This window comes from Vibrio albus (assembly GCF_003144035.1).
Lineage (GTDB): Bacteria > Pseudomonadota > Gammaproteobacteria > Enterobacterales > Vibrionaceae > Vibrio > Vibrio albus.
Map to the genome: position 1 here is coordinate 304507 of NZ_QFWT01000003.1, position 25966 is coordinate 330472.

The 25966-nt window shown below is 45.8% G+C and carries 23 protein-coding genes and 1 other annotated feature; of the genes, 9 read left to right on the top strand and 14 right to left on the bottom strand.

Annotated elements, in window-relative coordinates:
• Nucleotides 1-16 precede the first annotated feature (16 nt).
• Entirely contained in the window at nucleotides 17-2404 is a 2388-nt protein-coding gene (gene pheT / locus DI392_RS07535) for a phenylalanine--tRNA ligase subunit beta (protein ID WP_109319294.1), read from the top strand.
• A 74-nt stretch (nucleotides 2405-2478) separates the two neighbouring features.
• On the opposite strand, the gene glgC is transcribed toward pheT, so the two are convergent.
• The gene (glgC, locus tag DI392_RS07540; protein ID WP_109319295.1) at nucleotides 2479-3732 is read right to left on the bottom strand and encodes a glucose-1-phosphate adenylyltransferase; all 1254 of its coding nucleotides are present in this window, start codon (nucleotides 3730-3732) and stop codon (nucleotides 2479-2481) included.
• Nucleotides 3733-4310: 578 nt separating this feature from the next.
• On the opposite strand from glgC, the gene ihfA reads away from it, so the two are divergent.
• Complete coding sequence (ihfA, locus tag DI392_RS07545; protein WP_109319454.1) at nucleotides 4311-4607, top strand: integration host factor subunit alpha; 297 nt, start codon at nucleotides 4311-4313, stop codon at nucleotides 4605-4607.
• Between the two features lie 93 nt (nucleotides 4608-4700).
• On the opposite strand, the gene DI392_RS07550 is transcribed toward ihfA, so the two are convergent.
• Together DI392_RS07550 and cls are read right to left on the bottom strand one after the other, a co-directional pair.
• Nucleotides 4701-5888 carry a cystathionine beta-lyase gene (locus DI392_RS07550; RefSeq protein WP_109319296.1) on the bottom strand — a complete coding sequence of 396 codons (1188 nt, stop codon included), beginning with the start codon at nucleotides 5886-5888 and terminating at the stop codon, nucleotides 4701-4703.
• A gap of 79 nt (nucleotides 5889-5967) precedes the next feature.
• Nucleotides 5968-7419: a cardiolipin synthase gene (cls, locus tag DI392_RS07555; RefSeq protein ID WP_109319297.1), complete on the bottom strand. Its 1452-nt coding sequence runs from the start codon at nucleotides 7417-7419 to the stop codon at nucleotides 5968-5970.
• Nucleotides 7420-7793: 374 nt separating this feature from the next.
• On the opposite strand from cls, the gene DI392_RS07560 reads away from it, so the two are divergent.
• The 4 genes from DI392_RS07560 (at nucleotide 7794) to pepT (ending at nucleotide 12167) form a co-directional block, all read left to right on the top strand.
• Nucleotides 7794-9128: a sodium-dependent transporter gene (locus tag DI392_RS07560; protein WP_109319298.1), complete on the top strand. Its 1335-nt coding sequence runs from the start codon at nucleotides 7794-7796 to the stop codon at nucleotides 9126-9128.
• 117 nt (nucleotides 9129-9245) lie between these two features.
• Nucleotides 9246-9935, top strand: coding sequence for a TIGR01621 family pseudouridine synthase (locus tag DI392_RS07565; RefSeq protein WP_109319299.1), 690 nt, complete (start codon nucleotides 9246-9248; stop codon nucleotides 9933-9935).
• A 12-nt stretch (nucleotides 9936-9947) separates the two neighbouring features.
• Nucleotides 9948-10880: a class I SAM-dependent methyltransferase gene (locus tag DI392_RS07570; RefSeq protein ID WP_109319300.1), complete on the top strand. Its 933-nt coding sequence runs from the start codon at nucleotides 9948-9950 to the stop codon at nucleotides 10878-10880.
• Between the two features lie 57 nt (nucleotides 10881-10937).
• Entirely contained in the window at nucleotides 10938-12167 is a 1230-nt protein-coding gene (gene pepT / locus DI392_RS07575) for a peptidase T (RefSeq protein WP_109319301.1), read from the top strand.
• Between the two features lie 87 nt (nucleotides 12168-12254).
• On the opposite strand, the gene gspS2 is transcribed toward pepT, so the two are convergent.
• The 4 genes from gspS2 to DI392_RS07595 all read right to left on the bottom strand — a co-directional run bounded on the left by gspS2 (nucleotide 12255) and on the right by DI392_RS07595 (nucleotide 14019).
• A complete protein-coding gene (gene gspS2 / locus DI392_RS07580) occupies nucleotides 12255-12644 on the bottom strand; it encodes a type II secretion system pilot lipoprotein GspS-beta (RefSeq protein WP_109319302.1) in 390 nt (129 codons plus the stop codon).
• Nucleotides 12645-12646: 2 nt separating this feature from the next.
• Nucleotides 12647-12943 carry a YciI family protein gene (locus DI392_RS07585; RefSeq protein WP_109319303.1) on the bottom strand — a complete coding sequence of 99 codons (297 nt, stop codon included), beginning with the start codon at nucleotides 12941-12943 and terminating at the stop codon, nucleotides 12647-12649.
• 84 nt (nucleotides 12944-13027) lie between these two features.
• The gene (yciA, locus tag DI392_RS07590) at nucleotides 13028-13438 is read right to left on the bottom strand and encodes an acyl-CoA thioester hydrolase YciA (RefSeq protein WP_109319455.1); all 411 of its coding nucleotides are present in this window, start codon (nucleotides 13436-13438) and stop codon (nucleotides 13028-13030) included.
• A gap of 35 nt (nucleotides 13439-13473) precedes the next feature.
• Entirely contained in the window at nucleotides 13474-14019 is a 546-nt protein-coding gene (locus DI392_RS07595) for a septation protein A (protein ID WP_109319304.1), read from the bottom strand.
• Between the two features lie 233 nt (nucleotides 14020-14252).
• Between DI392_RS07595 and DI392_RS07600 the strand changes: the two genes are divergently transcribed.
• Complete coding sequence (locus tag DI392_RS07600; RefSeq protein WP_109319305.1) at nucleotides 14253-15716, top strand: FAD-dependent oxidoreductase; 1464 nt, start codon at nucleotides 14253-14255, stop codon at nucleotides 15714-15716.
• A gap of 90 nt (nucleotides 15717-15806) precedes the next feature.
• Here DI392_RS07600 and DI392_RS07605 read toward each other — a convergent pair whose 3' ends face one another.
• From DI392_RS07605 to DI392_RS07635, 7 genes are all read right to left on the bottom strand, one after another.
• Entirely contained in the window at nucleotides 15807-17060 is a 1254-nt protein-coding gene (locus DI392_RS07605) for a dicarboxylate/amino acid:cation symporter (RefSeq protein WP_109319306.1), read from the bottom strand.
• A gap of 318 nt (nucleotides 17061-17378) precedes the next feature.
• A complete protein-coding gene (trpA, locus tag DI392_RS07610) occupies nucleotides 17379-18185 on the bottom strand; it encodes a tryptophan synthase subunit alpha (protein ID WP_109319307.1) in 807 nt (268 codons plus the stop codon).
• Nucleotides 18185-19375: a tryptophan synthase subunit beta gene (trpB, locus tag DI392_RS07615; RefSeq protein WP_109319308.1), complete on the bottom strand. Its 1191-nt coding sequence runs from the start codon at nucleotides 19373-19375 to the stop codon at nucleotides 18185-18187. Before trpB ends, trpA begins: the two co-directional genes overlap by 1 nt.
• Nucleotides 19376-19388: 13 nt before the next feature.
• Nucleotides 19389-20786, bottom strand: a complete 1398-nt coding sequence (gene trpCF / locus DI392_RS07620; protein WP_109319309.1) for a bifunctional indole-3-glycerol-phosphate synthase TrpC/phosphoribosylanthranilate isomerase TrpF — start codon at nucleotides 20784-20786, stop codon at nucleotides 19389-19391.
• A gap of 2 nt (nucleotides 20787-20788) precedes the next feature.
• The gene (gene trpD, locus DI392_RS07625) at nucleotides 20789-21787 is read right to left on the bottom strand and encodes an anthranilate phosphoribosyltransferase (RefSeq protein WP_109319310.1); all 999 of its coding nucleotides are present in this window, start codon (nucleotides 21785-21787) and stop codon (nucleotides 20789-20791) included.
• 45 nt (nucleotides 21788-21832) lie between these two features.
• Complete coding sequence (locus DI392_RS07630) at nucleotides 21833-22411, bottom strand: aminodeoxychorismate/anthranilate synthase component II (protein WP_109319311.1); 579 nt, start codon at nucleotides 22409-22411, stop codon at nucleotides 21833-21835.
• 11 nt (nucleotides 22412-22422) lie between these two features.
• On the bottom strand, nucleotides 22423-23988 hold the full coding sequence (locus tag DI392_RS07635; protein WP_109319312.1) for an anthranilate synthase component 1: 1566 nt from the start codon (nucleotides 23986-23988) through the stop codon (nucleotides 22423-22425).
• Between the two features lie 105 nt (nucleotides 23989-24093).
• Nucleotides 24094-24196, bottom strand: a sequence feature (Trp leader region).
• 180 nt (nucleotides 24197-24376) lie between these two features.
• Here DI392_RS07635 and rnm point away from each other — a divergent pair.
• Together rnm and DI392_RS07645 are read left to right on the top strand one after the other, a co-directional pair.
• Nucleotides 24377-25243, top strand: a complete 867-nt coding sequence (gene rnm / locus DI392_RS07640; protein ID WP_109319313.1) for an RNase RNM — start codon at nucleotides 24377-24379, stop codon at nucleotides 25241-25243.
• A gap of 8 nt (nucleotides 25244-25251) precedes the next feature.
• The gene (locus DI392_RS07645) at nucleotides 25252-25872 is read left to right on the top strand and encodes an L-threonylcarbamoyladenylate synthase (protein ID WP_109319314.1); all 621 of its coding nucleotides are present in this window, start codon (nucleotides 25252-25254) and stop codon (nucleotides 25870-25872) included.
• Nucleotides 25873-25966 lie beyond the last annotated feature (94 nt).

Here is a 25966-nt window from a genome sequence, read left to right on the forward strand (position 1 = left end):
TCAGGGGTAAGTCAAAATGAAATTCAGCGAATCATGGCTGCGTGAGTGGGTTAATCCTGAGATTACGACTGACGAGCTAACACATCAAATTACAATGGCTGGCCTTGAGGTAGATGATGTTCTGCCAGTTGCCGGCGAATTCAACGGCGTAAAAGTCGGCCAGGTTGTCGAATGCGGCCAGCATCCGGATGCGGATAAACTGCGTGTCACCAAAGTAGACGTGGGTGAAGAAGATCTTCTGGACATCGTTTGTGGTGCACCAAACTGCCGTCAGGGGCTGAAAGTTGCAGTTGCAACGGTTGGTGCTGTACTGCCGGGCGATTTTAAAATCAAGAAAGCGAAACTACGTGGTCAGCCTTCTTTCGGTATGCTTTGTTCATTTACTGAACTGGGTATCGACGTAGAGTCTGACGGTATCATGGAATTGCCACAAGACGCCGTTATCGGTACCGATTTCCGTGAATTCCTTGGCCTTAACGATGTTACGGTAGATGTTGACCTGACCGCGAACCGCGCAGACTGTTTCAGTATCCGTGGTTTGGCTCGTGAAGTTGGTGTTCTGAACCGTGAAGATGTGACTGAGCCAGCGGTTGAAACGGTTGCTCCTGCGATTGATGACAAAATATCAATTGAAGTTAAAGCGCCAGCTGCCTGCCCTCGCTACCTTGGTCGTGTGGTTAAAAACGTTAATGTTGCTGCGGACACACCAATCTGGATGCAGGAAAAACTGCGTCGTTGCGGTATTCGTTCTATCGACCCGATTGTTGATATCACTAACTATGTTCTGCTTGAGCAGGGTCAGCCAATGCACGCATTTGATCTGGCTAAACTGGAAGGTGGTATCGTAGTTCGTATGGCAGAGCAGGGCGAAAAACTGACTCTTCTGGATGGTACCGAAGCTGAACTGAATGCTGATACTCTGGTGGTAGCTGACCACAATAAAGCACTGGCACTGGCTGGTATCTTTGGTGGTGAAGGTTCTGGTGTGAATTCTGAAACCAAAGACGTACTGCTTGAGTGCGCATTCTTTGCTCCTGATTATATCCGTGGTCGTGCACGTAACTATGGTCTGCATACCGACTCATCTATGCGTTACGAACGTGGTGTGGACTATGCTCTGCAGTACAGCGCAATGGAGCGAGCGACTCAGCTATTAGTTGATATCTGTGGCGGTGAGGTTGCTCCTGTTGTGGCTGTAGAGTCGGAAACTGATCTGCCTAAGCCAAATACAGTAACACTACGCCGTACTAAGCTGGATGACCTGTTGGGTCACCCTATCTCATCAGAAGATGTGGTCGAAATCCTGTCACGCCTGGGTCTGACGGTAGAAGCGACAGCAGAAGGCTGGACAGCAACGGCTCCGACATGGCGTTTCGATATCGCTATTGAACAGGATCTGATTGAGGAAATCGGTCGTATTTATGGTTACGACAATATCCCTAATCAGGCACCAAAAGCTGCTCTGAAAATGAACGAGTACAAAGAAGCGGATCAGCCGATGAAGCGGGTTCGTGATCTGCTGGTTGACCGTGGTTACCACGAAGCGATTACCTATAGCTTTGTTGAACCTGAACAGCAGAAACTGATTGTGCCAGATGTGGAACCTTTAATGCTTCCATTCCCGATTTCAGCCGAAATGTCAGCGATGCGTCTTGGCCTGATTCAGGGACTACTGAATACTGTAGTGCATAACCAAAAACGTCAGCAGCCACGTGTTCGCCTGTTTGAACAGGGTCTGCGCTTTATTCCTGATGACGCTGCGGAAAACGGTATGCGTCAGGAGAAGATGCTGGCTGGTGTTATTGCAGGTACGCGTAGTGAAGAACACTGGGATATTGAATCTAATACTGTTGATTTCTTCGACCTGAAAGGTGATTTGGAAGCTATCCTTGAACTGACTGCAAATCAAAAAGCTTATAGCTTTAAAGCTGTTAAGCACCCAGCACTGCACCCAGGTCAGTCTGCGGCGATTGTCGTTGATGGAAAAGAGGTTGGTGTCATCGGCACGGTTCACCCTGAACTAGAGCGTAAATTTGGCTTGAATGGCCGTACGGTAGTGTTTGAAATCGAATGGTCTGCTATTAACACACGTGTTCTTCCTGAAGCGGTTGCAGTATCTAAGTTCCCGGCAAACCGTCGTGATATTGCGGTTGTGGTGAACGATAACGTTGCATCTGGTGATATTATCAACACCTGCCTGGCTGTGGGCGGCGAGTTCCTGACAGATGCCAAGTTGTTCGATGTGTATAAAGGCCAGGGTGTCGAAGAAGGGAAGAAGAGTCTGGCGATTGCTCTGACCCTTCAGTCTATTGAACGTACACTGGAAGATGCCGATATCGCAGGTGCGGTTGATGCTATTGTGGCGGCAGTATCTGAGAAGTTTGATGCAACATTGCGTGACTAAGTTTCTTTGATATTACAAACGTAAAAAAATGCCTCGCTTTTGCGAGGCATTTTCACATTTATGATAGCGATAAATTACCGAAACATATCTTCTGTTACCAGAACAATACCATTGGGTGATACTGTGTACTTTTGCGCATCTTCTTCCGGATTCTCTCCAATGACAGTGCCGTCAGGAATGTAACACCCTTCACCCACGATGACCCTCGTCAGACGGCAATTTCGTCCAACCTGAGAATGAGGCAGCAGGATAGAGTCATTAACTTGGGCATAACTGTGCACACGAACACCTTCGGAAATCATTGAGCGTTCGACAGCCGCACCGGAGACAATTACACCACCGGAAACCACGGAGTCCACCGCATAACCACGGCGTCCCTCGTCGTTAAACACGAACTTAGCTCCTGGGCCCTGATACGCGTTGGTAATAATTGGCCAGTTATGAGAGTACAGGTCTAGCTCTGGATCTGGTGATAAAAGATCCATAGTCGCAGCATAGTATTCATCTAAGTTACCAACATCACGCCAGTAAGCCGTACGGCCAGGGTGACCATTTTCTGTAAATACATAACCACAGACTTTATGGCGACCAAGCAACCCAGGAATGATATTGTGGCCGAAGTCATGGTTGTAATCCGGGTCTTCTAGTGCCGCAACCAATTCATCATTAAGAATATCAGTGTTAAAAATATAAATACCCATAGAAACCAGTGCCTTGGATGGGTCGCTAGGGTCAGGCATTGGGGTTTCAGGTTTCTCTACGAAGGTTTTTATCTCACCAGAAGTATCAAGCCCCATCACACCGAAAGAAGAGGCTTCTTCGATTGGTTTATGGATACAGGCGACAGTAACTGCAGAGTTAGTTTCTACGTGGAAGTTCAGCATACGGGAGTAGTCCATTTTATAGATATGGTCACCACCCAGAATAAGAACTCGCGATGTTTTTTGACGCTTAATCAGGTCGAGGTTCTGATAGACCGCATCAGCAGTACCACGATACCATGCTTCCCCGGTTCGTTGTTGAGCCGGAATAATTTGGACACCTTCACCCATGGCAGGAGACAGAATTTGCCAGCCTTCCTGAAGGTGTTCAATCAAATCCTGAGCCATGTACTGAGTTAATACACCAACGCGTCGTATACCAGAGTTGATACAGTTAGAAAGAGTGAAATCGATAATACGGAACTTACCACCAAAGGAGACAGCAGGTTTCGCATTTTGGCTTGTGAGTTGTTTTAGTCGTGTTCCTTTACCTCCCGCGAGAATCAGAGCACTTGTATCTCTTAGCAGTTGATTGGTATCAGCATGCGAATAATTGTTATTTGACATAACGAAAAGCCTTTAAAATAAATTGTAATAATGATGTGACGCTGTAGTTGTATTGCTTACGGGGACAACCACCACGACAGTAATAAATTACTATGATATTCAACTCGTAATTGTCGGATAGCTCACTGTTTCAAAAGTTAACACATTTAGTTTACATTTTTTTAATGGTTGGTGATAAAAATGTGAACTAGATACGATTTTAGATGCTTATGCATCAATATTTGAGCTCAATGGTCTAAATTTTTTTTAATCCAACCGTATGAAATAACAGGAAAATATTTTTCAAGGGAATTTATTTTACGCTCGAAATATTATATCGAATATATCGGTAATTTGGTTTAATATTGCGAGTTTATTGCGGTGATTGTAATTAAATTCTGGATTGTCAAGTGAGGATATCGCTGGTTTTTGGAAAAAATACGTTTTTCTGAAAATTTTTGAAATAAAAAAATGGCGAAAATCATAAGGTTGGCATACACTTTCTCATGAAACAGCCGGTATCTCGTTGTCGGCTAAGCAAAAATGCTTTGGCGCTACAGAATGTAGCAATGTTTAACACAGCTTTGAGGGAAGTTTTTATGGCGCTCACAAAGGCCGATTTGGCTGAGAACCTGTTTGAAAAACTCGGATTTAGTAAACGGGATGCCAAAGAGACGGTTGAGGTGTTCTTCGAAGAGATTCGTAAGGCTCTTGAAAATGGCGAGCAAGTAAAACTGTCTGGATTTGGTAACTTCGATCTTCGGGACAAAAGTGAACGACCAGGTCGGAACCCAAAAACTGGTGAAGACATTCCAATTACTGCTCGACGCGTAGTAACGTTTCGTCCGGGGCAGAAGTTAAAAGCTCGGGTTGAGAGTATTAGAGTCGAAAAATAGAATCGCTTGGCCGGTTACCGATAATGAAAGACCACGTATAATAAAGTTATACGTGGTCTATTAGAATTTTGTTATAAAAATCACTTAAAATCTTTATTTACAAGCTTCATTGTATCTTTCGAACGCGGCTTTTAGATCAGCGATTAAGTCTTCGACATTTTCCAACCCGATATGAACTCTGAATAGAGTACCGGTAAAACCGGGATTAGCTACGGTTCTTAGCTGCTTAAATGATTCCGGTTCGTTAGCAAGAACAAGGCTTTCGAATCCTCCCCAGGAATACCCCATCGCAAAATGCTGCATGCCATCAAGGAAAGCGGTGGTTGCTGCCGGATTGCTGCCTTTAATGACAAATGAAAACAACCCATTACATCCGGAAAAGTCTCTTTCATAGAATTCATGTCCCGGGCAGGATGCTAGGGCAGGGTGTCTGACAAAATCGACTTCTGGTTGCTCTTCCAGCCATTTTGCGACTTTAATACTGCTTTCCTGGTGTTGTTTCAGGCGCACATCCAATGTTCTCAGACCCCGCAAACCCAGATAGGCATCATCTGGGGAGATACATTGCCCAAGCAGGTAGCTTTCTTCCCTTAACTGGTCCCAGTGCTTTTCGTTTGCAACCGCGGTACCTAACATCACATCGGAGTGGCCGACAATATATTTTGTTGCGGCCTGTACGGATATATCCACGCCATAATCAAAGGGTGAAAAGTTAACACCAGCACCCCATGTATTATCGATAACGACCACAATATCATGCTGATGAGCAATATCCGTTAATTTAGGAACATCCTGGACTTCCATGGTGATTGAACCTGGTGACTCCAGAAACAACACTTTTGTATTGGGTTGAATCAGAGATTCCAGATCGTCTCCTATCATTGGGTCATAATAGGTGGTTTCTACCCCGTATCTCTTCAATGTGTTGTTACAAAAGTCTCGGGTTGGTTCGTAGCAGGTGTCTACCATCAAAACATGATCACCTGTCTTGAGAAACGCAAGTAAAGTACTGGCAATAGCTGCTGTGCCGCATGGGTATAGGGCGCAGCCTGCTCCACCTTCAACTTCAGCCATCGCTTCCTGAAAGGCAAAGTGAGTATTGGTTCCACGGCGTCCGTAGAACAGTGTTTTATTCATGCGGTTTTGTGTTGCTTTACGCTTTTCTTCGACAGAATTGAATGTGATGGTCGAAGCTCTCTGAACCGGCGGGTTTACAGCGCCATTTGTCCATTTTTTATTTCTTCCCGCTGAAACCAGCTGAGTTTGTCTTTTTTCTGACATGACTTTCCTTTAAATATGATGTTGCTGTATATCGTATGAGAATCTGCGTGTGTCTCTGCATGGTCGTGTGCTTGTGCCGTCATAGCAAAGGCCCAAACAGAGAAAAGATACGTTCCTGAAAGCGGTGTAACATGGTGCGCCTCTTCCAGCTTTCCTGATCTATTTTTAATGCTTGCTCAATATAAGATTGCTGCATTTTGTAGAGATCCTGAGTAAATGTGCCATCATCAACTGCGAGTGTTACTTCAAAATTCAGCCATAAACTGCGCATGTCCAGGTTGACAGTACCGACCATACAATAACTTTGATCGATCACCACGGATTTTGTATGTAACAATCCTCCGGTAAACTCATAGATATCTACACCAGATTCCAGTAACACTGAATAATATGATCTTGACGCCCACTGTACCATCAATGAATCATTCTTATGAGGAATAACTAATTCCACTTTGACTCCTCTCTGGGCCGTCATTTTTATGGCTTCCAGAAGTTCTTCACTGGGAACAAAGTATGGAGTGGTAATTCTCACCGAACTTTCAGCTTGATTGATAGCAAGCAGCAGAGTCTGTTGGATAAGGTTTTCAGGCATGCCCGGCCCGGAAGGAATCACCTGGATTGGCAGGCATGGATTGGTATCAATCAGACAGGCTGGCAGGCTCGGGAATACTCTGTCCCCGGTTTCAACTTCCCAGTCCCAGGAGTGAATTGCAGAAAGGACGTTAACGGTTGGCCCCGTAATGCGTACTATGACATCGACCCATTTACCGACGCCGGCTTCCTGCTTGAAAAAAGAGGGGTCGACCATATTCATTGATCCGGTATAGGCCACTTTATCGTCTATGGTGATGATTTTCCTGTGTTGCCTGATATCCAGCCGACGGAAAAACATCCTTAGCGGTGTGACTCGCAAAGCTTCGACGACGTCGATGCCCGCATGTTGAAACATTCCCACCCAATGGCTGTTAAAAAAACGGGAACTGCCGGCTGAATCCAAGAGAATTTTCACATCAACGCCGCGTTTGGCTGCCTTTATTAGTGCTGCTGCCACTGCATCCGCAAGCCCCCCTTGGTACCAGATGTAGAACTCCATACGAATATGAGATTCAGCATTTTGGATATCCTGGATAATACTACGCAGGATCTGATCCGGTTCATTTTGCAGAGAGAGCGTATTTCCACACAGTGCTGGTATTCCCATCCTGTTGGTGCACAGATTGTCGATTTTTTTTATGGGTGCACTCATCAATGCAGGAATATGAGCCTGACAGCTGTATAGATCCCGGAACCAGGTCTGATAAAAGCTGAACATTTTTTCGGCACGCTCTGCGCGCTTTCTGCCGAGGTTAAGCTCACCGATCAGTACATAAAAAATAACACCGATAACCGGCAGAATATAAATGATCATCAGCCAGGCGAGAGAGACGCTGACGGAGCGTGGCTTCATTACGACTCTGATGGTCACGCCTGCGACTAATATCCAGTACGTAAATACGCCGATAAGTGTAATGATGTGATAAAACTTTTCCATGGAGTCCAGGCTAATAGTCCCGTTTACCTTATTAACTTGATAATACTACCTTTTTGTAACTTTTTCCGGAGTTGTTCACTTCGAGGTCATTTATTGTCTATCGTTATACTACTCAACTAGTACGAGAAAAGATAAATATAAGCATAAAGTAGAAAAGGTAAGATTAAAAGTTGGATGTGGCTCAAAAAAGAAGCATTTAAGATGGGAAAAATGGAAAAATAACGAAAAAAACACCAAGTGGACTTTTAATCTTAGCTACAAACTGTTTTACTTGCCACGTTTTTGCATCCGTAACCATTTATTCTACTGTACAAATAAATTTACATATTTTGGATGCGTTTTTACAAACACAACAGACTTAACGGAAAAATAGAATGGCAAGTAATTCAAGAGGTCAATTTTCATCGAAATTTGGCTTTATTATGGCTGCTGCGGGCTCTGCAGTTGGTCTGGGAAATATTTGGGGGTTTCCTACACAAACAGCAAGTAATGGTGGTGCGGCATTCTTGTTTGTATATCTGGCAATGGTATGTGTACTGGCGTATCCGATGCTGGTTGCTGAGTTAACCATTGGCCGGTATGGACAGTCAAATCCGATTCAGTCTCTGAAAAAAGTATGGCCGAAAGGTAAGGTTGGTGCGGTAATACTGGGTATCACTGCCATGACCGTCGCTTCCTTGATCCTAAGTTTTTATGCCATCGTTGCAGGCTGGCTGGTTGGGGCGTTTGCCGGAAGCGGGTTAGAGATTCTTGGTATGGATGCGGCCGCGGAATGGGTAACCAGTTTCGGGGATTCGCGTAATTTACTACTCATGGTTATCTTTATGGCGATGACTGCACATGTGGTAAAAAACGGCGTACATGATGGTATTGAAGCCTGGTCTTCGCGCCTGATGCCAATCCTGTTTATTCTGTTTGGTGTGCTTATTCTGTATATCTTTACTCAGGAAGGCGCAATGGAAGGTCTGGAGATGTATTTGATCCCAGACTTTTCGATGATTACACCGAAGTTGCTGGTGAGCGCGATGGGGCAGTCTTTCTTCTCGCTATCTCTGGGTTGTGCAACTATTATGGTCTACGGTTCTTACTTGAGTAAGAATGTGAACCTGCCTAAAACTGCAATGCAGGTAGCCATGGTTGATACTGCCGTTGCTATCGGTGCAGGTCTGTTGATTCTACCTGCTATGTTCGTTGCAAAACACAATGGCGTAGAGATCTTTTCAGCAACGGGTGAACTACTGAGCTCCGATACTCTGGTATTCACGGTATTGCCGGCTATGTTCCACACTATGGGTACCATGGGAACCGTGGTGAGTTTAGTCTTCTTCCTACTAATGATGATTGCGGCACTGACTTCTTCTATCTCAATGCTTGAAGTGCCGGTTGCATGTGCGATTGAAGAGCTGAACCAAAAACGTACCACAGCGGTTATCTGGATTGCCGGGGTAATCACTGCAATTTCAGCGATCATCGTGTTTAACTTTGGTGCACTGTTCGGATTGGTTATTAAAGTAACGACAGTATACGGACAGCCATTACTTGGATTGTGCTGGGCGCTGTTTGTTGGTTGGTTGTGGAGCCGGGATAAAGTGCTGCAGGAAATCAAACAGGGTTATCCAGAGCTGGAGAAAGGCCTGTTCTGGAAGATCTGGCCTTGGTATGTCCGCGTAGTATGCCCGATCCTGATGTTGATGGTATTTTTTGCATAATCGCTTTAATAAACAAACTGTTTAACAGATAAAGTTAGAAACATAGTTTCTGCATAACAAAGCTGGTTTCTTTTGTTTGAGCCGTTATACTTGGCGCTCGCACAAAAGGCCAGCTTTATGTTTGATATTCTCTATACCCATCCTGATTTTATTCTTATCAATAAACACCCCGGTGTCAGTGTCCACAAAGACGGCGGTGACACTATGCTGACGCAGGAAGTTGCCAAAGCGGTTAATGAAAACCACCTTTACCTGGTTCACCGGTTGGACAAAATGACCTCAGGTCTGTTATTGCTGGCCAGAAATCAGCAAGCTGCCAGTGAACTGTCCCGCAAGTTTGCCGACCGGGAAGTGGAAAAATACTACCTCGCTATTGGCAGTAAAAAACCGAAAAAGAAGCAGGGGCTGATAAAAGGGGATATGCAACGTTCCCGGCGCGCTTCATGGAAACTGATTCCCAGCCAAAACAATCCAGCGATTACGCAGTTTTTCTCTCTGGCGGGTGAGCCCGGGGAGAGGTTGTTTCTTTGTAAGCCTCATACGGGAAAAACGCATCAGATCCGCGTGGCATTAAAATCGGTAGGCTCACCCATTATTGGTGATCCTATTTACAACCCTTCCAGCGATGCGGATCGAGGCTATCTGCATGCTTATGCTATTCGGTTCGAGTATGCCGGAGAAATCTATGCGGTTGTATGCAATCCTGCCGGCCTTTCTGGGATGGGATGTAAATGGGATGGTGATACGGTGCTGTCTGCACTACAACAGTGGGAAGCTCCGTGGGATCTACACTGGCCTGCTATTTAGGATTTATTCATCATGCAAGAATCAGAACTTAACCTTTTTTTCTCCCACATTGAGACAGAACTTCAGCAGGTTCCTGACGAAATTCGCCGTCTGTTTCATGGAAGAGGCAGACAGTGGCCCGGATTAGAGCAACTGACTTGTGACTGGCTTCAGGGGCAGCTTGTCGTAAGCCTGTTTAAACCGGTAAGCGACAAATTTTTACTGGCTCTTAAATCCGGACTGAGCGCCTTTGGTACCTCGAAGGTGTGGAAGGATAAAAATGGCAAGGCGATACTATTGCAGCATCGGTATCAGGACGGTGCTCCGGCAGAAGTATTAGTTGGAGAGCTGGATACCTTTCCCGTTGTGACAGAGAGCGGGTTGAAATTTCAGCTGGATCTCGGTCGTAACCAGAATTCGGGTTTATTTCTGGATATGCGTTACGGGCGTGACTGGATCCGGGCGCGAGCCGATGGCAAGCGAGTGCTGAACTTATTCGCCTATACCTGTGGTTTTTCTGTTGCCGCGATTGCAGGGGGAGCAGAGAAAGTGGTGAATGTTGATATGGCAAAAGCATCCTTGAGCAAAGGCAGGGACAATCATCGTCTTAATGGACACGATACTGGAAAAGTCAGCTTCTTTGCTCATGATATATTCAAGTCATGGGGCAAAATAAAGAAAGCCGGGCCTTATGACTTTGTCATTATCGATCCGCCATCTTTCCAGAAAGGCAGTTTCGCGCTGACTAAAGATTACAAGAAAATTTTGCGCCGTTTACCTGAGTTGTTGTCTGAAGGGGGAGAAGTTCTTGCGTGTGTTAATTCTCCGTCTGTTAGCCCACAATTCTTGGTCGACTCTATGCGGGAAGAAGCCCCGGATATTCATTTCCAATACCGATTGCAGAACCCACCAGAGTTTTCTGACAAAGATGAAGAAGCCAGCCTCAAGGTAATGGTTTTTAAATAAAAATAGAAAAATACAAATAGATAAAGCACAGATACATAACAAACTGTAGGAAACAGAATGAAAAACGTAGTTGATAGATTCATGCATTATGTCACTTTTGATACTCAGTCAGATAGTGAAAATCAGACGTGTCCCAGTACTCCGGGACAGATGGTTCTGGCGGAAGAGTTGAGAAAAGAACTTATCACGGTTGGCCTGTCAGACGTTTCTCTGGATGACAATGGTTATCTGATGGCTACGCTTCCGTCTAATGTTGACTATGACGTTCCTACTATCGGTTTTATTGCTCATATGGATACCGCGCCGGATGAGAGTGGGAAAAACGTAAAACCGCAGTTGGTAAAAGATTATCAGGGAGGTTCAATTTTACTGGGAACCAGTGGTGAGCAACTTACACCAGAGCAATATCCTGAGTTAGAGACGTTAGTCGGACATGATCTGATTACCACTGACGGGACAACTCTGTTAGGGGCTGATAATAAAGCGGGTATTGCTGAGATTATTACGGCGCTCGATGTGCTGATGGACAATCCGGATATTTCACACGGTGATATCCGAATTTGTTTTACGCCTGATGAGGAAGTTGGTCGCGGTGCGGATCATTTTGATGTCAATAAATTTGGTGCAGAATGGGCTTATACCATTGATGGTGGTCAGATAGGTGAGCTGGAGTATGAAAACTTTAATGCCAGTAGTGCTAAGGTTATCTGTCACGGTGTCAGCGTACATCCTGGAACGGCCAAAGACAAACTGGTTAACTCAATGCTGATTGCGGCTCAGTTTCAACTGATGATGCCGAAAGAAGAAACACCGGAATGTACGGAAGGGTATGAAGGTTTTTATCATCTGACATCGATTAAATCAGGTATTGCAACCACAGAGCTCAATTATATCATCCGGGATTTTGAACGTAGCGGACTTGAACAACGTAAAGTCTTTATGCAGGACAAAGTGGATGAACTCAATAATATACTCTCGAAAGGTAGTGTGACGCTGGAAATATCTGATAGCTATTTCAATATGAAAGAGATGGTTGAACCGCACCCACATATTATCGAATTCGCAAAGCAGGCAATGGAAGAGTGTCATATTGCACCAGTGATTAAACCCATTCGGGGTGGGACGGATGGTGCCCGCCTATCGTTTATGGGGCTGCCATGTCCAAATGTCTTTACCGGCGGCTACAATTTCCACGGTATTCATGAATTTATTTCGATAAACGGAATGAAACAGAGCGTGGAAGTTATTACTAAAATTGCAGAAAAAACCGCTTTGCAGCAGTTATAAGCTGTTATGGTTATGAGCCTCGTCATTGTTCAGTTACTACTAAAGTAAGTTATAGCAATGGCGAGACTATTTACAAAAGAAGCTGGTTTATTTGACGTCAGAACAACTGTCGGCAGAAATATGTTGTGACACCAGCAGTTTTCCCCGAGCGTTTCTCATCGTTATCTGATACTCAACACCAAGATCCAGGTTGCTTCTGATCTCTGAATTATTGCAGTAGAACTTAACACTAGAGTTAACCAGTTCAGCCGCCGGCTTTTCTCCATTATACAACATAACCAGTTCTACGGTATTGGCATGGGAGCGCGACTGAATAACCTTCAGAGGTCCGTGTTCAATAGGCAAGTCTGCCGCCAGAATATCCGCTCTATGCTTAGCAATAGCTTCAATTTTCTGCTGTTCGCTATTCCCCGATGAACAACCGGCCAGAGTAACCAGCAGCAGAGGGAAAAGAGTTTTAAGTGATGATAAAGACATAATTAGAATACTTGCTTGTATGGTTTAACAATGACGTTTTGGTACACTTCAGCTGCAACATAAGGATCCGCGTCAGCCCAGTTTTTGGCCTCTTCCAGTGAACCAAAGTCAGCAATAACGGTTGAACCTGTAAAGCCTGCTTCACCCGGGTTTTCTGAATCAATTGCCGGCATAGGACCAGCCGTAAGTAAACGACCTTCATCTTGCAGAGTTTTCAGCCGTTCCAGGTGTTTTTCTCTGACGCTCATACGTTTTTCAAGTGAATTTTCAACGTCTTGTGAAAAAATAACGTACCACATATTTTGTCCTTTATATTGTTATGTCAATACCAGAAACTATTGGTATTGGGCTTATTCCGTAACTGAGTTTATCTTTCTGTTGCTTTATCTCTTTACTGGTCTTGGACGACCTTCACTATCGATTGCCACATAGTTAAATGTCGCTTCACAAACCTGATAACGTTCACCGATACCATCAACATTAACAGGTTTTACCCATACTTCCAGATTAATCGACAGAGAGGTTTTGCCTATTCGGACGCATTCGCCATGAACACACACGACATCACCAACCCGGACTGGTTGTTTAAATGTAATGCTGGATACAGAGACGGTAACTACTCGTCCGTGGGAAATTTCTTTTGCCAGAATAGCTCCGGCTAAGTCAATTTGAGACATGATCCAGCCACCAAAAATGTCGCCATTAGCGTTGGTGTCTGCTGGCATAGCCAGTGTTCTTAGCAGGAGTTGTCCTCTAGGGATTGCATCACTGTTATCCTGGTGAATATCAGTCATAGAGTGTTCAGTATTTATATTTTCTGTAGACATAATTAGCGTTTATTCTGTGATGCTTCTTTTGGCATATGTTTGTAGATATAGGCTCCGGTTAGCAGCATAAAAGTAAAAGTAGCGGCAAGCAGGCCGAAGACCTTGAAGTTTACCCAAACATCTAAAGGTAGGCGGAAAGCAATATAAACATTCACCACAGCACAAAGGCTGAAGAAGCCAATCCAGGCCCAGTTAATTTTCTGCCATACCGTATCAGGCAGGGATATTTCTTTATCCAGCATACCCTTAATGACCGGTTTACCCATATATTGCGTGACCAGAAGGCCTATCGCAAATAATGCATAGATAATCGTCACTTTCCATTTTATAAAATCATCATTGTGGAAAAAGAGTGTCATACCACCAAATATCGTCACGATAATGAAAGTGACCAGCTGCATTTTTTCTACTTTTTTATACAGGAAGTAAGTCAGGGCTATCTGGATTGCGGTCGCGACGATCAGCGCCCCGGTTGCTGCGTATATGTCATACATTTTATACAGAGCAAAAAAGATGATGAGAGGAATAAAATCAATAAGCTGCTTCATGTACTACCTGTTTTTAAGATTAACTTTTCGTAGCATAGACTACAATATTCTGTCAGGAAGCTGAACCGAAATAGTCAGCAAAGACATGTCCTATTCTACACCATTTTTCAGGCTGAACCTACCACACAGATATACGGGCATTTTCTGATATGGAGACCTTAGAAAAAATGTGATTTTCTTAAGAGAGACATACGATTAGAATGGCTGAAGGTACATTTATAATATGAGTCATTATGTCACTACATCAGATAACTACTCCTGAGTCACCCCATGTTGCCATTATTGGCGGTGGGATTGCCGGATCGACCGCTGCCATCCATTTAGCAGAACAAGGGATAAAGGTTACTCTGTTAGAACAGGGACCGGGGCTTGTGAATGGTCCGCCAATTTGTCATCTGCATGCCGGTGGAAATCTGTACCGCGAAATTTCTTTGCAACAATGCATCTCATTACTGGAGCAGTCGATTGAAACGGTTCGTCTTTATCCGCATGCGGTTAATATCCGGCCAACAGTCATTGTGACCCCAGTCCAGGATAGAGGAAGTGCTCAGGCATTATTACCGCGTCTTGAAGCCATTCAGTCAGCATATAAAAATTTGGTTGCTCAGGATCCCAAAAATGCGGTGTTAGGTGAGCCGGATTCTTACTATAAGCTCTATCAACGTGAAGAGTTAGAACAGTTGGCACAATGTGAACAACCTATCAAACCCGAAACGGTGGATGATTGGATGATTCCGTTTGCAAAGCAAGCTCAGTTGGATCAAATAAAATATCCGGTTGTCGCAGTGCAGGAGTTCGGATTAAGTCTGTTTCGTCTGTCTGCTAGCGTGACGTTGTCACTTAAAGACCACCCAAACTGTACCGTGCTGACAGGCTGCTGTTTGAAAGCGGCAGATAAGCGAGACACTGGCTGGACACTGAATTACCAGAATGCTTATGGAAAAGACAGGCAGTTAGAGGTGGATTACCTTATCAACGCAAGTGGCTACAAAACGGGTGTCATTGATGATATGACGGGTCAACCGCAACAGCGTCTGGTTGAATTTAAATCAGCTTATATCACTCACTGGCCTGATTCCACGATGAGCTGGCCTGAAGTTATCTTCCACGGCGAAAGGGGGACTCCACGAGGGATGGCACAGCTTACACCATACGCCGATGGGTATTTTCAGCTACACGGTATGACTCAGAATATTACCTTATTTAAGGATGGTCTGGTCGCGTCACAGAGTATCAGCTCTCACCCGGCGTTACCTGATCGATTGGAGCAGAAAATCATTAGTGGTTGGCCGCGGGATGTGATGGAGCAGCGTACTGAACGGGCAATCCAGCATATGAGTCAGTACCTGCCAGCTTTTATCTCGGCAGAAGTGGGCGGAAAGCCATTGTTTGGTGCTCAGCAGATCCCTGGTAAAGATGCTTCATTGCGAGCTGCCGATGTTTCGTTCACTGACAATAACTATGCGCGGATAGAGATTGTTAAGGCTTCTTCGGCTTATCAGGCCGCCAAAAAAATAGAGCACCAGTTAATGGAAGTGACTGGTTGGATTTCAAGTCGTTCTAGTGACGCTGTCACGACGTCTGTTGAAGAGATGCACCCAAGGCTGGCTAGTCTCGACAGGGGTAGGGTTGAGCGTACCGCGAGAGACTTAGCTCAACAGCGCAATTATCCGGAAGCGCTGGCTAAGCTTACATAGCTAAACAAAGATGATGTCGAATATAAAAACCGGGCACATAAGTGGCCCGGTTTTTTATCACTGCGAGTTTTTATTACAGAGAAAAGGCGGTTAAGCTTCCTGTTGTGCTGGCTCAGCTTGTACCGGTTCTTCCTCAATCAGTGCGTCTACAATGACGGCACATGCGGCATCACCAGTAATGTTCAGAGCTGTACGGATCATGTCGAAGACACGGTCTAGTGCAAACAGCAATGGCAGGCCTTCAATTGGGATGCCAGCCGCAAGCAGTACCGCAACTACCAGGAATGATGGACCAGGTACACCAGCCTGACCAACTGCGCCTAGAGTCGCGGTCAGAATAATTGCAACGTAAGCGCCCATGCTCAGGTCGATATGGAACAGCTGAGCAAAGAAAATAGCGACCAGACCGTAGTAGATGGCGTTACCTGACATGTTGATGGTCGCACCCAGAGGCAGGACAAACGAAGCCGTAGAGTTACGAACTTTCAGGTCATGCTCAACCGCATCCATTGTTACCGGTAGTGTTGCCATAGAAGAAGCGGTTGAAAGCGCCACAGCCTGAGGCTTTTTCATTACAGACAAAAACTGACGCGCAGAATGTTTGGTCAGTAGCTGGATCATCGCCGGATATACAATGAAACCGAAGATAAGAATAGCAGCAACATAGACAACAAATAGCTTTAGCACAACAGTTAATGCACTAAAGCCGAAAGTACCAACCGCTTCTGCCATCAGACCAAATACACCCAGTGGAGCAATCAGCATGACTTTGTTGATCATCCAAACCATGGCATCAACAATGGCGTTTACGCCCTGAATCAGAGGAGTACGACGTTCTTTTTCCAGCTTGGATACTGCAATACCAAAGAACAGGCAGAAAACAAGGATCTGCAGAATATTGGCTTCATTCAGTGACTGGAAAACGTTGGTCGGGATCATACCAGTTATGGTCGCCCAGAAAGTGGGTAGCTCACCTTTTGATGCATATTCGGAAGAGAACATGTTTTCGATACCGGAAACATCAATGCCGATACCTGGTTGGAATACTTCACCCATTACAAGAGCCAGAGCAACAGCTAAAGCCGAGGTTAGAGCAAAGAAACCCAGAGTCGTTACACCGACTTTACCTGCGGACTGACTATCGCCAAGACCAGCGGCACCGGAGATAAGAGCAACGGCAACCAGAGGTATAACCAGCATCTTGATCAGGTTGATAAAGATATCGCCCAGTGGGGCAAACATTGCTGCAGATTCACCCATTATGGCACCAATAACAGTACCTAGAATCATGGCAATAACGACCTGAACACCGATATTACCCATGAGGTTTTTACTTTTGGACATGAAAGGAAACTCCTTCTTTTATCTAACTAATAAAATGGCATTTTCAATATAAATAACTACTCCACTAGTGCAGGGTGAGTTTATCGTTTTTCATTCTAGTAAATGAGTAGTTTAAAATTAGGTAAGGGTTGTACAGGGAATAGACTTATTTCGCAACCGGAGAAGTAACAAAAATGAATTTTTTGGCCAATTTTGCGTATTTATGCAGCGAAAACGTTTGCGTTCGTGTTTTTAGAGGAGATAAAAGCAAAAAGCCACCCCCATATTCTGCAACAAAATGTTGCCGGGAAGTGGCTAAAATTAGAGAGAAAGAGCTGACTAAAGTTGAGTCGCTGCTTTCATTGAAGAGACAAATTTAGCGAGCTTTTTCAGCATCGCTTCTTCATCATCCAGATTAGATTCGATGATTTTAACTACCGCAGAGCCGGATATTGCTCCGGCAGCTCCGGCAGTAATTGCTTCTTTTACCTGTTCTGGTTGTGATATACCAAAACCAAGCAGTGCTGGTGGAGCATTAAATTCATTTAGCTTATCCAACATATGATGCACGGGCATTTTCGCTTTGGTTTCCGTACCCGTTACACCTGCCCGAGACAGAAGGTAGGTATAGCCGCCACCTAGCTCTGCAACTTCTTTTAGAGTTTCATCACTGGCGGTTGGCGGTGCGATAAAGATAGCCTGTACGCCATGCTTTTCTGCTGCGGCAGAAAAATCGCCGCTTTCCTTGGTTGGAACATCGGCAACCAGTACAGAATCCACACCGGCTTCTGCACAACGCTGATAGAAGTTGTCGATACCACGAGAATACACCAGGTTAGCATACATCAGCAGGCCGATTGGCAGAGCCGGGTATTTCGCGCGGATCTCCTTGATAATATCAAAACAGGTGTCTGGTGTGGTTTTGCTGTTTAATGCCCGAAGGTTGGCTCCCTGAATCGTCGGGCCATCGGCCAGAGGATCTGAGAATGGAATGCCTAGTTCCAGTGCATCAGCACCGGAAGCTGCCAATGTATCTATCAGTTTTAGAGACTGTGTAGGATTAGGATCACCTATAGTGACAAAAGGAACAAAGGCTCCTTGTTTTTTTTCTGCCAGTTGGGCAAAAAGTGTTTGATAGCGATCCATTACAGCACTCCTTTTTCTTCTAAGATTTTGTGTACAGTGAAGATATCCTTATCACCACGGCCAGAAAGGTTAACCACCAGAAGCTGTTCCTTATCCGGATTTTCTCTGATCATTTTCAGCGCATGGGCCAGGGCATGGGATGATTCCAGTGCAGGGATAATACCCTCACCTTTTGCCAGTTCCTGGAAGGCTTCTATCGCTTCATCATCGGTAACCGACTCATACTCTGCTCGTCCAATTGCGTGCAGGTGTGCGTGCTGTGGCCCGACAGATGGGAAGTCTAACCCGGCAGAGACAGAGTAAGACTCTTCAATTTGCCCAAATGTGTCCTGCATCAGTGGCGACTTCATTCCAAAGTAGATGCCGGTTTTTCCGTGTTTAAGAGGGGCTCCATGCTGGTCAGTATCAATACCTTTACCGGCAGGTTCTACACCAATCAGGCGAACCGACTCTTCTTCAATGAAGTCAGAAAACATACCAATAGCGTTCGAACCACCACCCACACAGGCAATAACAGCATCAGGAAGACGGCCTTCTTTTGCCAGAATCTGGTTTTTCGTTTCTTCACCAATCATATGTTGGAACTCGCGGACGATCGTCGGGAACGGGTGAGGCCCAGCGGCGGTACCTAAAAGATAGTGTGCGGTTTCGTAGGTTGCAGACCAGTCGCGCAGTGCCTCGTTACAGGCATCCTTCAGTGTCGATGAGCCAGAATGAACAGGGATGACTTCTGCGCCCATTAATCGCATGCGGAATACATTCGGGCTCTGACGCTCAACGTCTTTTGCCCCCATATAAACGCGGCATTTCAGCCCCATTAAAGCACAGGCTAATGCAGTGGCGACACCATGCTGTCCGGCTCCGGTTTCTGCAATGATTTCCTCTTTACCCATGCGCTTAGCCAGCAGGGCTTGTCCCAGTACCTGGTTAGTTTTATGGGCACCACCATGCAGCAAATCTTCTCGCTTCAGATACAGTTTTGTTTTTGTGCCTTTGGTCAGGTTACGGCATCGGGTTAGTGCAGTAGGACGGCCAGCGTATTCCTGCAGGAGCTCCATAAATTCAGCCTGGAATTCAGGATCCTTCTGCGCATCAATGAAAGCCTGCTCAAGCTGGTCCAGCGCCGGAACAAGAATTTGTGGTACGTATTGCCCACCAAAGTCGCCAAAATAGGCTTCTAGCTTAGCCATTGTTTATTCCTTTTTAATAATCTCTGATATTCTCAAATGCCTGCTTCAATTTCTGCGGATCTTTTTTTCCCGGAGCGCTTTCCACGCCTGAGTTTAGATCCAGGCCAAGACAGCCCAGTGCAGCAGCTTCCTTAACGTTATCTGGATTTAAGCCTCCAGCCAGCATAATATTTTTGGTATCACCCATCAGCGACCAGTCGAACTGGACACCTGTACCACCGGATTGTGTACCGACCTTACTGTCGAGCAGGTGGCGATCCACATTGTGGGATAGTAATGTTGGAACAGACTTGCTGACCCCGTAGGCTTTCCAGATAACACAGTGCTCTGGTAGTTGCTCTTTCAGGGCATCAACAAATGCCTGGTTTTCTTCACCATGTAGCTGTACCGCAGCCAGTTTCAACGTCTCAGCGGCTTCAACAATAATGTCTGCTGACTGATTCTGAAACACACCCACATATTTTAGCGGGGCCGCCGCAGTGATTTCGCTTGCGGTACTAATATCGACTTTACGTTTGGATTGCTCAGCAAAAATAAGTCCACCATAAACGGCTCCCGACTGATAAACGTTTGCCGCATCTTCTGGTGACGTTAAGCCGCAGACTTTGTTTTCCCCTAAGAGTACGCGTCGTACGGCAAGCTCAAGGTTATCTTCCGACATCAGTGATGAGCCGATAAGAAATCCGTTGGCAAACTGGCTAAGGTCGTGAACCTGCTGATTGGTGTAGATGCCGGATTCAGAAATAATGGTAGTACCTTCCGGAAGGCGGGGAGCCAGCTTTTTGGTGCGGTCAAGGTCAATAGTCAGGTCACGCAGGTTACGGTTATTGATACCAACCACTTTTGCGCCCAGCTCAATTGCCCGTTCCAGCTCTTCCTCATTACTGACTTCGGTCAGAATACCAAGATTCAGTGAATGCGCTACGTCAGCCATTTCCCGGTATTCTTCATCATTCAGTACTGACAACATCAGCAGGATGGCATCGGCCTGATAATGGCGAGCCAGGTATATCTGATAGGTGTCGATCATAAAGTCTTTACACAATACCGGTTGACTGGCAATGGCTCTTACCTGAGGAAGAAATTCAAAATTACCCTGAAAATACTTTTCGTCTGTCAGAACCGAGATTGCACTGGCATGTTTGCTATAAACAGAGGCGATGTAATCCAGATCAAAATCGTCCCGGATAAGTCCTTTGGACGGCGATGCTTTTTTACATTCCAGAATAAATTCGGTTCGACCTGTTGAAAGGGCATTGTAAAAGCTACGATCAGTAGGCTTGAGAGTCTCTTTAAAGCTTTCAAGTGGCTGAGCTTGTTTCCGTTCTTCTACCCAGATTCGTTTATCTGCAACGATTTTTGCCAGTACCTGAGCCATTTCCCGGTTCTGTTGTGAAATATGTTCTGACATTATTAGCCTCTTGTCGCCAGTTGTTGTACCAGCTCAAATGCTTTCCCTGAGTTCATGACGTCAATTGCTTTTTGTGTATTAGCTTTCAGATCTTCCTGTCCGAACAGACGCAATAATAGAGCGACGTTGACAGCGACAGCTTCGACCTGTGCTTCGGTGCCTTTGCCCGTCAGTATATTGGTAATGATCTCACGGTTTTCTTCCGGCTCTCCGCCCTGAATAGCTTCCAGAGGGTGAACGTTAACACCAAAGTCTGCCGGTGTCAGCGTGTATTCATTGATCTCACCATCAATGATCTCCGCAACTTGTGTTTCGCCGTGGATGGCAACCTCATCTAATCCGCTACCATGAACAACGGCAGCTCGTTTCATTCCCATTTTAGCCATGGTTTCAGCGATAGGGCGTACCAGTGAAGCGTCATACACCCCCATGAGTTCGATATTTGGACGAGCCGGATTAATCAGTGGGCCAAGAATATTGAAAATAGTGCGGGTTTTCATTGCCTGACGAACCGGCATAGCATGACGTACACCTCCGTGATACTGAGGTGCGAACAGGAATGCGACACCCAGATCGTCAACGGCCTTACGGGTATCTTCCGCGCTCATCGCCAGGTTGATGCCGAAGGAGTCCAGAAGATCGGAAGAGCCGGATTTACTGGATACGCCGCGGTTCCCATGTTTCGCGACCTTCACACCACAGGCTGCTGCAACAAAAGCGGCCGTAGTCGAAATATTGATGGTGTTAGAACCGTCACCGCCAGTCCCAACGATATCGGCAAAGTCATAGTCCGGACGAGGGAACGGGTTTGCGTTTTCCAGCAGCGCAGAGGCGGCACCTGCAATTTCATCCGGCGTTTCGCCTTTGATTTTTAACGCGGTAAGAACCGCGCCCAGCAGGATAGGGTCCATTTCACCTTTGATGATGGTATCAAACAGCTTCTGGCTTTCTTCCTGAGTCAGCGACTGTTGTTCATATAATTTGTTGATGATCGCTTGCATAATTCTTCCTGTAAAATTGTTCTGTTGATATTGCCAAAAGTGAATCTAGTTCTGGGCCCATTCAATCGCATTTGCCAGCAGCGTTGCACCATAGGTAGTCATGATGGATTCCGGGTGGAACTGAAAGCCACACACCTTATCTTCCTCCTGAATAACGGACATAACCAGGCCATTAACCTCTGCGGTGATGGTTAGCGAATCAGGCACCTCAGTCGCAACCAGAGAGTGATAGCGTGCAATGGCCAGTGGTGAAGGCAGCCCCTGGTATATGTCATGACCCTGATGCTCCATCATGGAGACTTTCCCGTGAACAATTTCCCCTGCGCCAGCAACGGTACCACCATAAGCTTCAACAATAGCCTGGTGCCCCAGACAAATACCAATTATAGGCACTTTGCCTTTCAGACGCCGGATCAGTTCAGGCATATTGCCCGCCTCTGATGGCGTTCCCGGACCGGGAGAAAGAACCACTAGTGGGCTATTCAATTCAGCCAGCGCATCAATAATGGTCTGTGCCGGAATATGGTTACGGTAGATGGTGACCTTATGACCCATTGAACGGAACTGATCCACAAGGTTATAGGTAAAGGAGTCAAAATTATCAATAAATACAATATCAGTCATAATGGGCTCCTTTACGCGCTGTGTGCTTGTTGAATGGCTGAAATGACGGCCTGAGCTTTATTACGGGTTTCATCGGCTTCGGCCTGAGGGTCAGAGTCGAACACGACACCCGCACCGGCCTGAACCTGAGCAACACCATTTTCCACATAGGCGGAACGAATCACGATACAGGTGTCGAGTTCACCTTCTCCAGAGAAGTAACCGACTGCGCCACCATAACTGCCACGCCGGGTTTTCTCTACATTGCGGATCAGTTGCATAGCACGAATCTTAGGAGCGCCACTAAGCGTACCCATATTCATGCATGCCTGGTAGGCGTGCAGGGCATCCACATCCTGTCTTAGTTGTCCGACAACGCGGGAGACCAGATGCATCACATGGCTGTAACGGTCTGTTTTCAGTAGATCCGCCACATGACGGGTACCTGCTTCTGAAATTCGTGCTACATCATTACGGGCCAGATCGACCAGCATCATATGCTCAGCGTTTTCTTTCATATCACTGCGTAAATCAAGCTCGATGCGGCTATCCAGATCGTAATCAATAGAACCATCGGCTTTTTTGCCCCGGTGGCGGGTCCCGGCGATTGGATAAATTTCAATTTGATTGGTTTCAGCAGAATACTTCAGAGCACTTTCCGGTGATGCACCAAATAAGGTAAACAGTTCGTCATGCATATAGAACATGTAAGGGCTTGGGTTGCTCTGCTTCAGCACTTTATAGGCAGCAAGCGGAGAAGGGCATGGCAGTGTAAACCGGCGGGAAGGGACAACCTGGAAAATGTCACCCTTAACAATATGCTCTTTCAGACCGGACACGATATCGCAAAATTCTGGATCGGAAATATCTGTGTGGAGTTCACACTGTGCAAGCTTTTCGGTTTCTCGTAATGGCGCTGGCTGGTGGCTTAATGTCTGAATTTCTTTTAACCGGGTCTGCAGAGTTTCTCTGGTTGCCTCGGAACCATCAAACAGACTCGCCTGAACGGTACAGGATTTAGCTTGGTGGTCGATAATCATCAGTGTCTCGGCCAGGTAGAAAACATAATCCGGGCAATTGTTGGTTGTTTCTGCTTCACCGAGTGGCTCGAAGTTCGCTACCAGATCATAAGCAAACAGCCCGCCCATGAAAATGCCAAACTGATCCGCATGACTCTGATCATAACTGTGACGGATAATTCTTAAGGCATCGAAGCTTGATGCTTCCCTTAAACGACTGTCTTCATCCAGTTTATCGTCAGGGCGCTCAAAATGCAGAGTCAGTACGGACTCCGTTTCTGATGTCTTAATGTGCTCTGTCAGGTGGCTGTTAATACGTTTCAAAACCTGACGACCATTGTCTGTCAGTGCTTCCAGCTCGACATCGTGATCCCGGCAGACAATACGTACAGCGGCATCAATCAACAGCATGCTTTTTAAGTCTTCTTTTGAATCGATGTCGGCAGATTCCAGCAACAGGCTGTTGGCTTTGTCTGCACATAACACCTGAAAAAGGCGGGTCGGATCATCAGAATAAGGGACATCCAAGTGCAGAGTTTCCAGCTGTCCCAGTTCTTTAATTGTTATGGCCTTATTCATAAGACCTCCTGTAATTTGTTATTAAATCCGTTTGGCATCCATACTGACACAAAGCTTTATGCTAACCAATTGTAAATCGCATGTTTAATCAGTCGGATATAGTATAAAAGAAAGCCCGCTGTTCTAAGCGGGCTTTTTCTGTGATTTGCTGTATCAGAAATACGCGTTAGCCCACTTGTCATTGTAACCAAGTGTGCCACCAACGAGTTTGTGCCGAGCCGGAACAAAGGGATGATGTGAAAATTTTTGCTATCTGTTGTTGTACAGTTTCTTGTAACATGATCTCGCTCAACAAAATGGCTGGACTCTGAAGTTGCGTACTAGTTAACTAGTGCGCGAGGTGAAAGTCAAGTAAAATTTCAAATTCACCAATATATTGCTGTAATTCATGAAAATAGATCTGCACAGTCACACCACCGCGTCAGATGGACGTTTTTCTGCTGACGCTCTTATTGATCGCGCTATCGGGTTTGGTGTCTCGGTTCTTGCTATTACCGATCATGACACGGTAGAAGGCTTAGAGCCGGCACACAAATACGTGCATGAGAACGGATTGGATATCCGGATTATTAACGGAATCGAAATTTCAACGTTGTGGGAAAACAAAGATATTCACATCGTGGGGCTTAATGTCGATCCTCAGAATCAAACACTTTGCCGGCTGGTTTCGGAACAAAAGCATCGCCGGGAAGAAAGAGCTAAACTTATAGCTAAACGGTTGGAGAAGGTTACCCGGGAGGGTATTTACGATGAAGTACGGGCGATAGCGGGAGAGGCGTCTATCACTCGAGCTCATTTTGCTCAGTGGTTGATTGATAACGGTTATGTCGATACCAAACCGAAAGTATTTAAAAAATACCTGACCCGTAACAACCCCGGCTATGTCCCACCAAATTGGTGTTCTATCGCTGATGCGGTGTCTGCTATTCATGCCGCTGGCGGTCAGGCGGTACTGGCGCACCCCGGACGATATGACTTAACCGCGAAGTGGATAAAAAGGCTGATAGCGGCGTTTGTTGAAGCTGGTGGTGACGCAATGGAAGTGGCACAACCACAGCAGGCGCAACATGAAAGGCGCAATTTGGCCGATTATGCTATACAATACAAACTATTAGCCTCTCAGGGTTCAGACTTTCACTATCCATCGCCCTGGATGGAGTTAGGACGAAATCTCTGGTTACCTTCCGGCGTTGAGCCGGTCTGGAAAGATTGGGACAATATCCCAATAAAAAGTGTCGATTCTATCGACAGTTAGGAGTTGTTATGAGCCAGTTTTTTTATGTACACCCCGAGAATCCGCAAGCACGCCTGATTAATCAGGCGGTTGCGATTATTCGTAACGGGGGTGTGGTTATTTACCCGACCGATTCCGGTTATGCACTTGGCTGCCAGCTTGAAAACAAGCAAGCTTTAGAAAGAATATGCAGGATTCGTAAAATCGATGATAAGCATAATTTTACTTTGCTTTGCCGTGACTTGTCTGAGCTGTCACTGTACGCCCGGGTCGATAACGGTGCGTTTCGATTATTAAGAAATAATACACCGGGTCCTTATACCTTTATTTTCAAAGGTACAAAAGAAGTTCCTCGTCGCCTGATGAATTCAAAGCGTAAAACGATTGGTATCCGTGTGCCGGATAACAAGATAGCGCTGGATCTGCTTGAAGCGTTGGGCGAGCCGTTGATGTCCACGTCTTTAATTCTACCTGGTAATGACACAACAGAGTCCGATCCGGAAGATATCCGTGACAAGCTGGAACATGCGGTCGACCTGATCATGAATGGCGGATTTCTTGGTGAGCAGCCAACCACGGTCATTGATTTCAGTGATGAGAAGCCAGAGGTTCTACGTGTTGGTGCCGGTGATATTACTCCTTTTGAATAACCATTTTATCTGATCACTTTTTTAAAGAAGCTGGTGGATGTGCCAGCTTTTTTAGTGGAAGAGATCGAATTTAGTGGAAGAGAACGAATGATAC

Excerpts from the sequence above, each read along its gene's own strand:
- DI392_RS07550 (WP_109319296.1), bottom strand. The coding sequence starts at position 5,888 with ATGTCAGAAAAAAGACAAACTCAGCTGGTTTCAGCGGGAAGAAATAAA.
- DI392_RS07565 (WP_109319299.1), top strand. The coding sequence starts at position 9,246 with ATGTTTGATATTCTCTATACCCATCCTGATTTTATTCTTATCAATAAA.
- DI392_RS07560 (WP_109319298.1), top strand. The coding sequence starts at position 7,794 with ATGGCAAGTAATTCAAGAGGTCAATTTTCATCGAAATTTGGCTTTATT.
- ihfA (WP_109319454.1), top strand. The coding sequence starts at position 4,311 with ATGGCGCTCACAAAGGCCGATTTGGCTGAGAACCTGTTTGAAAAACTC.
- trpB (WP_109319308.1), bottom strand. The coding sequence starts at position 19,375 with ATGGCTAAGCTAGAAGCCTATTTTGGCGACTTTGGTGGGCAATACGTA.
- DI392_RS07570 (WP_109319300.1), top strand. The coding sequence starts at position 9,948 with ATGCAAGAATCAGAACTTAACCTTTTTTTCTCCCACATTGAGACAGAA.
- DI392_RS07595 (WP_109319304.1), bottom strand. The coding sequence starts at position 14,019 with ATGAAGCAGCTTATTGATTTTATTCCTCTCATCATCTTTTTTGCTCTG.
- trpA (WP_109319307.1), bottom strand. The coding sequence starts at position 18,185 with ATGGATCGCTATCAAACACTTTTTGCCCAACTGGCAGAAAAAAAACAA.
- DI392_RS07635 (WP_109319312.1), bottom strand. The coding sequence starts at position 23,988 with ATGAATAAGGCCATAACAATTAAAGAACTGGGACAGCTGGAAACTCTG.
- DI392_RS07645 (WP_109319314.1), top strand. The coding sequence starts at position 25,252 with ATGAGCCAGTTTTTTTATGTACACCCCGAGAATCCGCAAGCACGCCTG.
- trpCF (WP_109319309.1), bottom strand. The coding sequence starts at position 20,786 with ATGTCAGAACATATTTCACAACAGAACCGGGAAATGGCTCAGGTACTG.
- pepT (WP_109319301.1), top strand. The coding sequence starts at position 10,938 with ATGAAAAACGTAGTTGATAGATTCATGCATTATGTCACTTTTGATACT.
- DI392_RS07600 (WP_109319305.1), top strand. The coding sequence starts at position 14,253 with ATGTCACTACATCAGATAACTACTCCTGAGTCACCCCATGTTGCCATT.
- yciA (WP_109319455.1), bottom strand. The coding sequence starts at position 13,438 with ATGACTGATATTCACCAGGATAACAGTGATGCAATCCCTAGAGGACAA.
- DI392_RS07605 (WP_109319306.1), bottom strand. The coding sequence starts at position 17,060 with ATGTCCAAAAGTAAAAACCTCATGGGTAATATCGGTGTTCAGGTCGTT.
- trpD (WP_109319310.1), bottom strand. The coding sequence starts at position 21,787 with ATGCAAGCGATCATCAACAAATTATATGAACAACAGTCGCTGACTCAG.
- DI392_RS07585 (WP_109319303.1), bottom strand. The coding sequence starts at position 12,943 with ATGTGGTACGTTATTTTTTCACAAGACGTTGAAAATTCACTTGAAAAA.
- rnm (WP_109319313.1), top strand. The coding sequence starts at position 24,377 with ATGAAAATAGATCTGCACAGTCACACCACCGCGTCAGATGGACGTTTT.
- pheT (WP_109319294.1), top strand. The coding sequence starts at position 17 with ATGAAATTCAGCGAATCATGGCTGCGTGAGTGGGTTAATCCTGAGATT.
- gspS2 (WP_109319302.1), bottom strand. The coding sequence starts at position 12,644 with ATGTCTTTATCATCACTTAAAACTCTTTTCCCTCTGCTGCTGGTTACT.
- glgC (WP_109319295.1), bottom strand. The coding sequence starts at position 3,732 with ATGTCAAATAACAATTATTCGCATGCTGATACCAATCAACTGCTAAGA.
- DI392_RS07630 (WP_109319311.1), bottom strand. The coding sequence starts at position 22,411 with ATGACTGATATTGTATTTATTGATAATTTTGACTCCTTTACCTATAAC.
- cls (WP_109319297.1), bottom strand. The coding sequence starts at position 7,419 with ATGGAAAAGTTTTATCACATCATTACACTTATCGGCGTATTTACGTAC.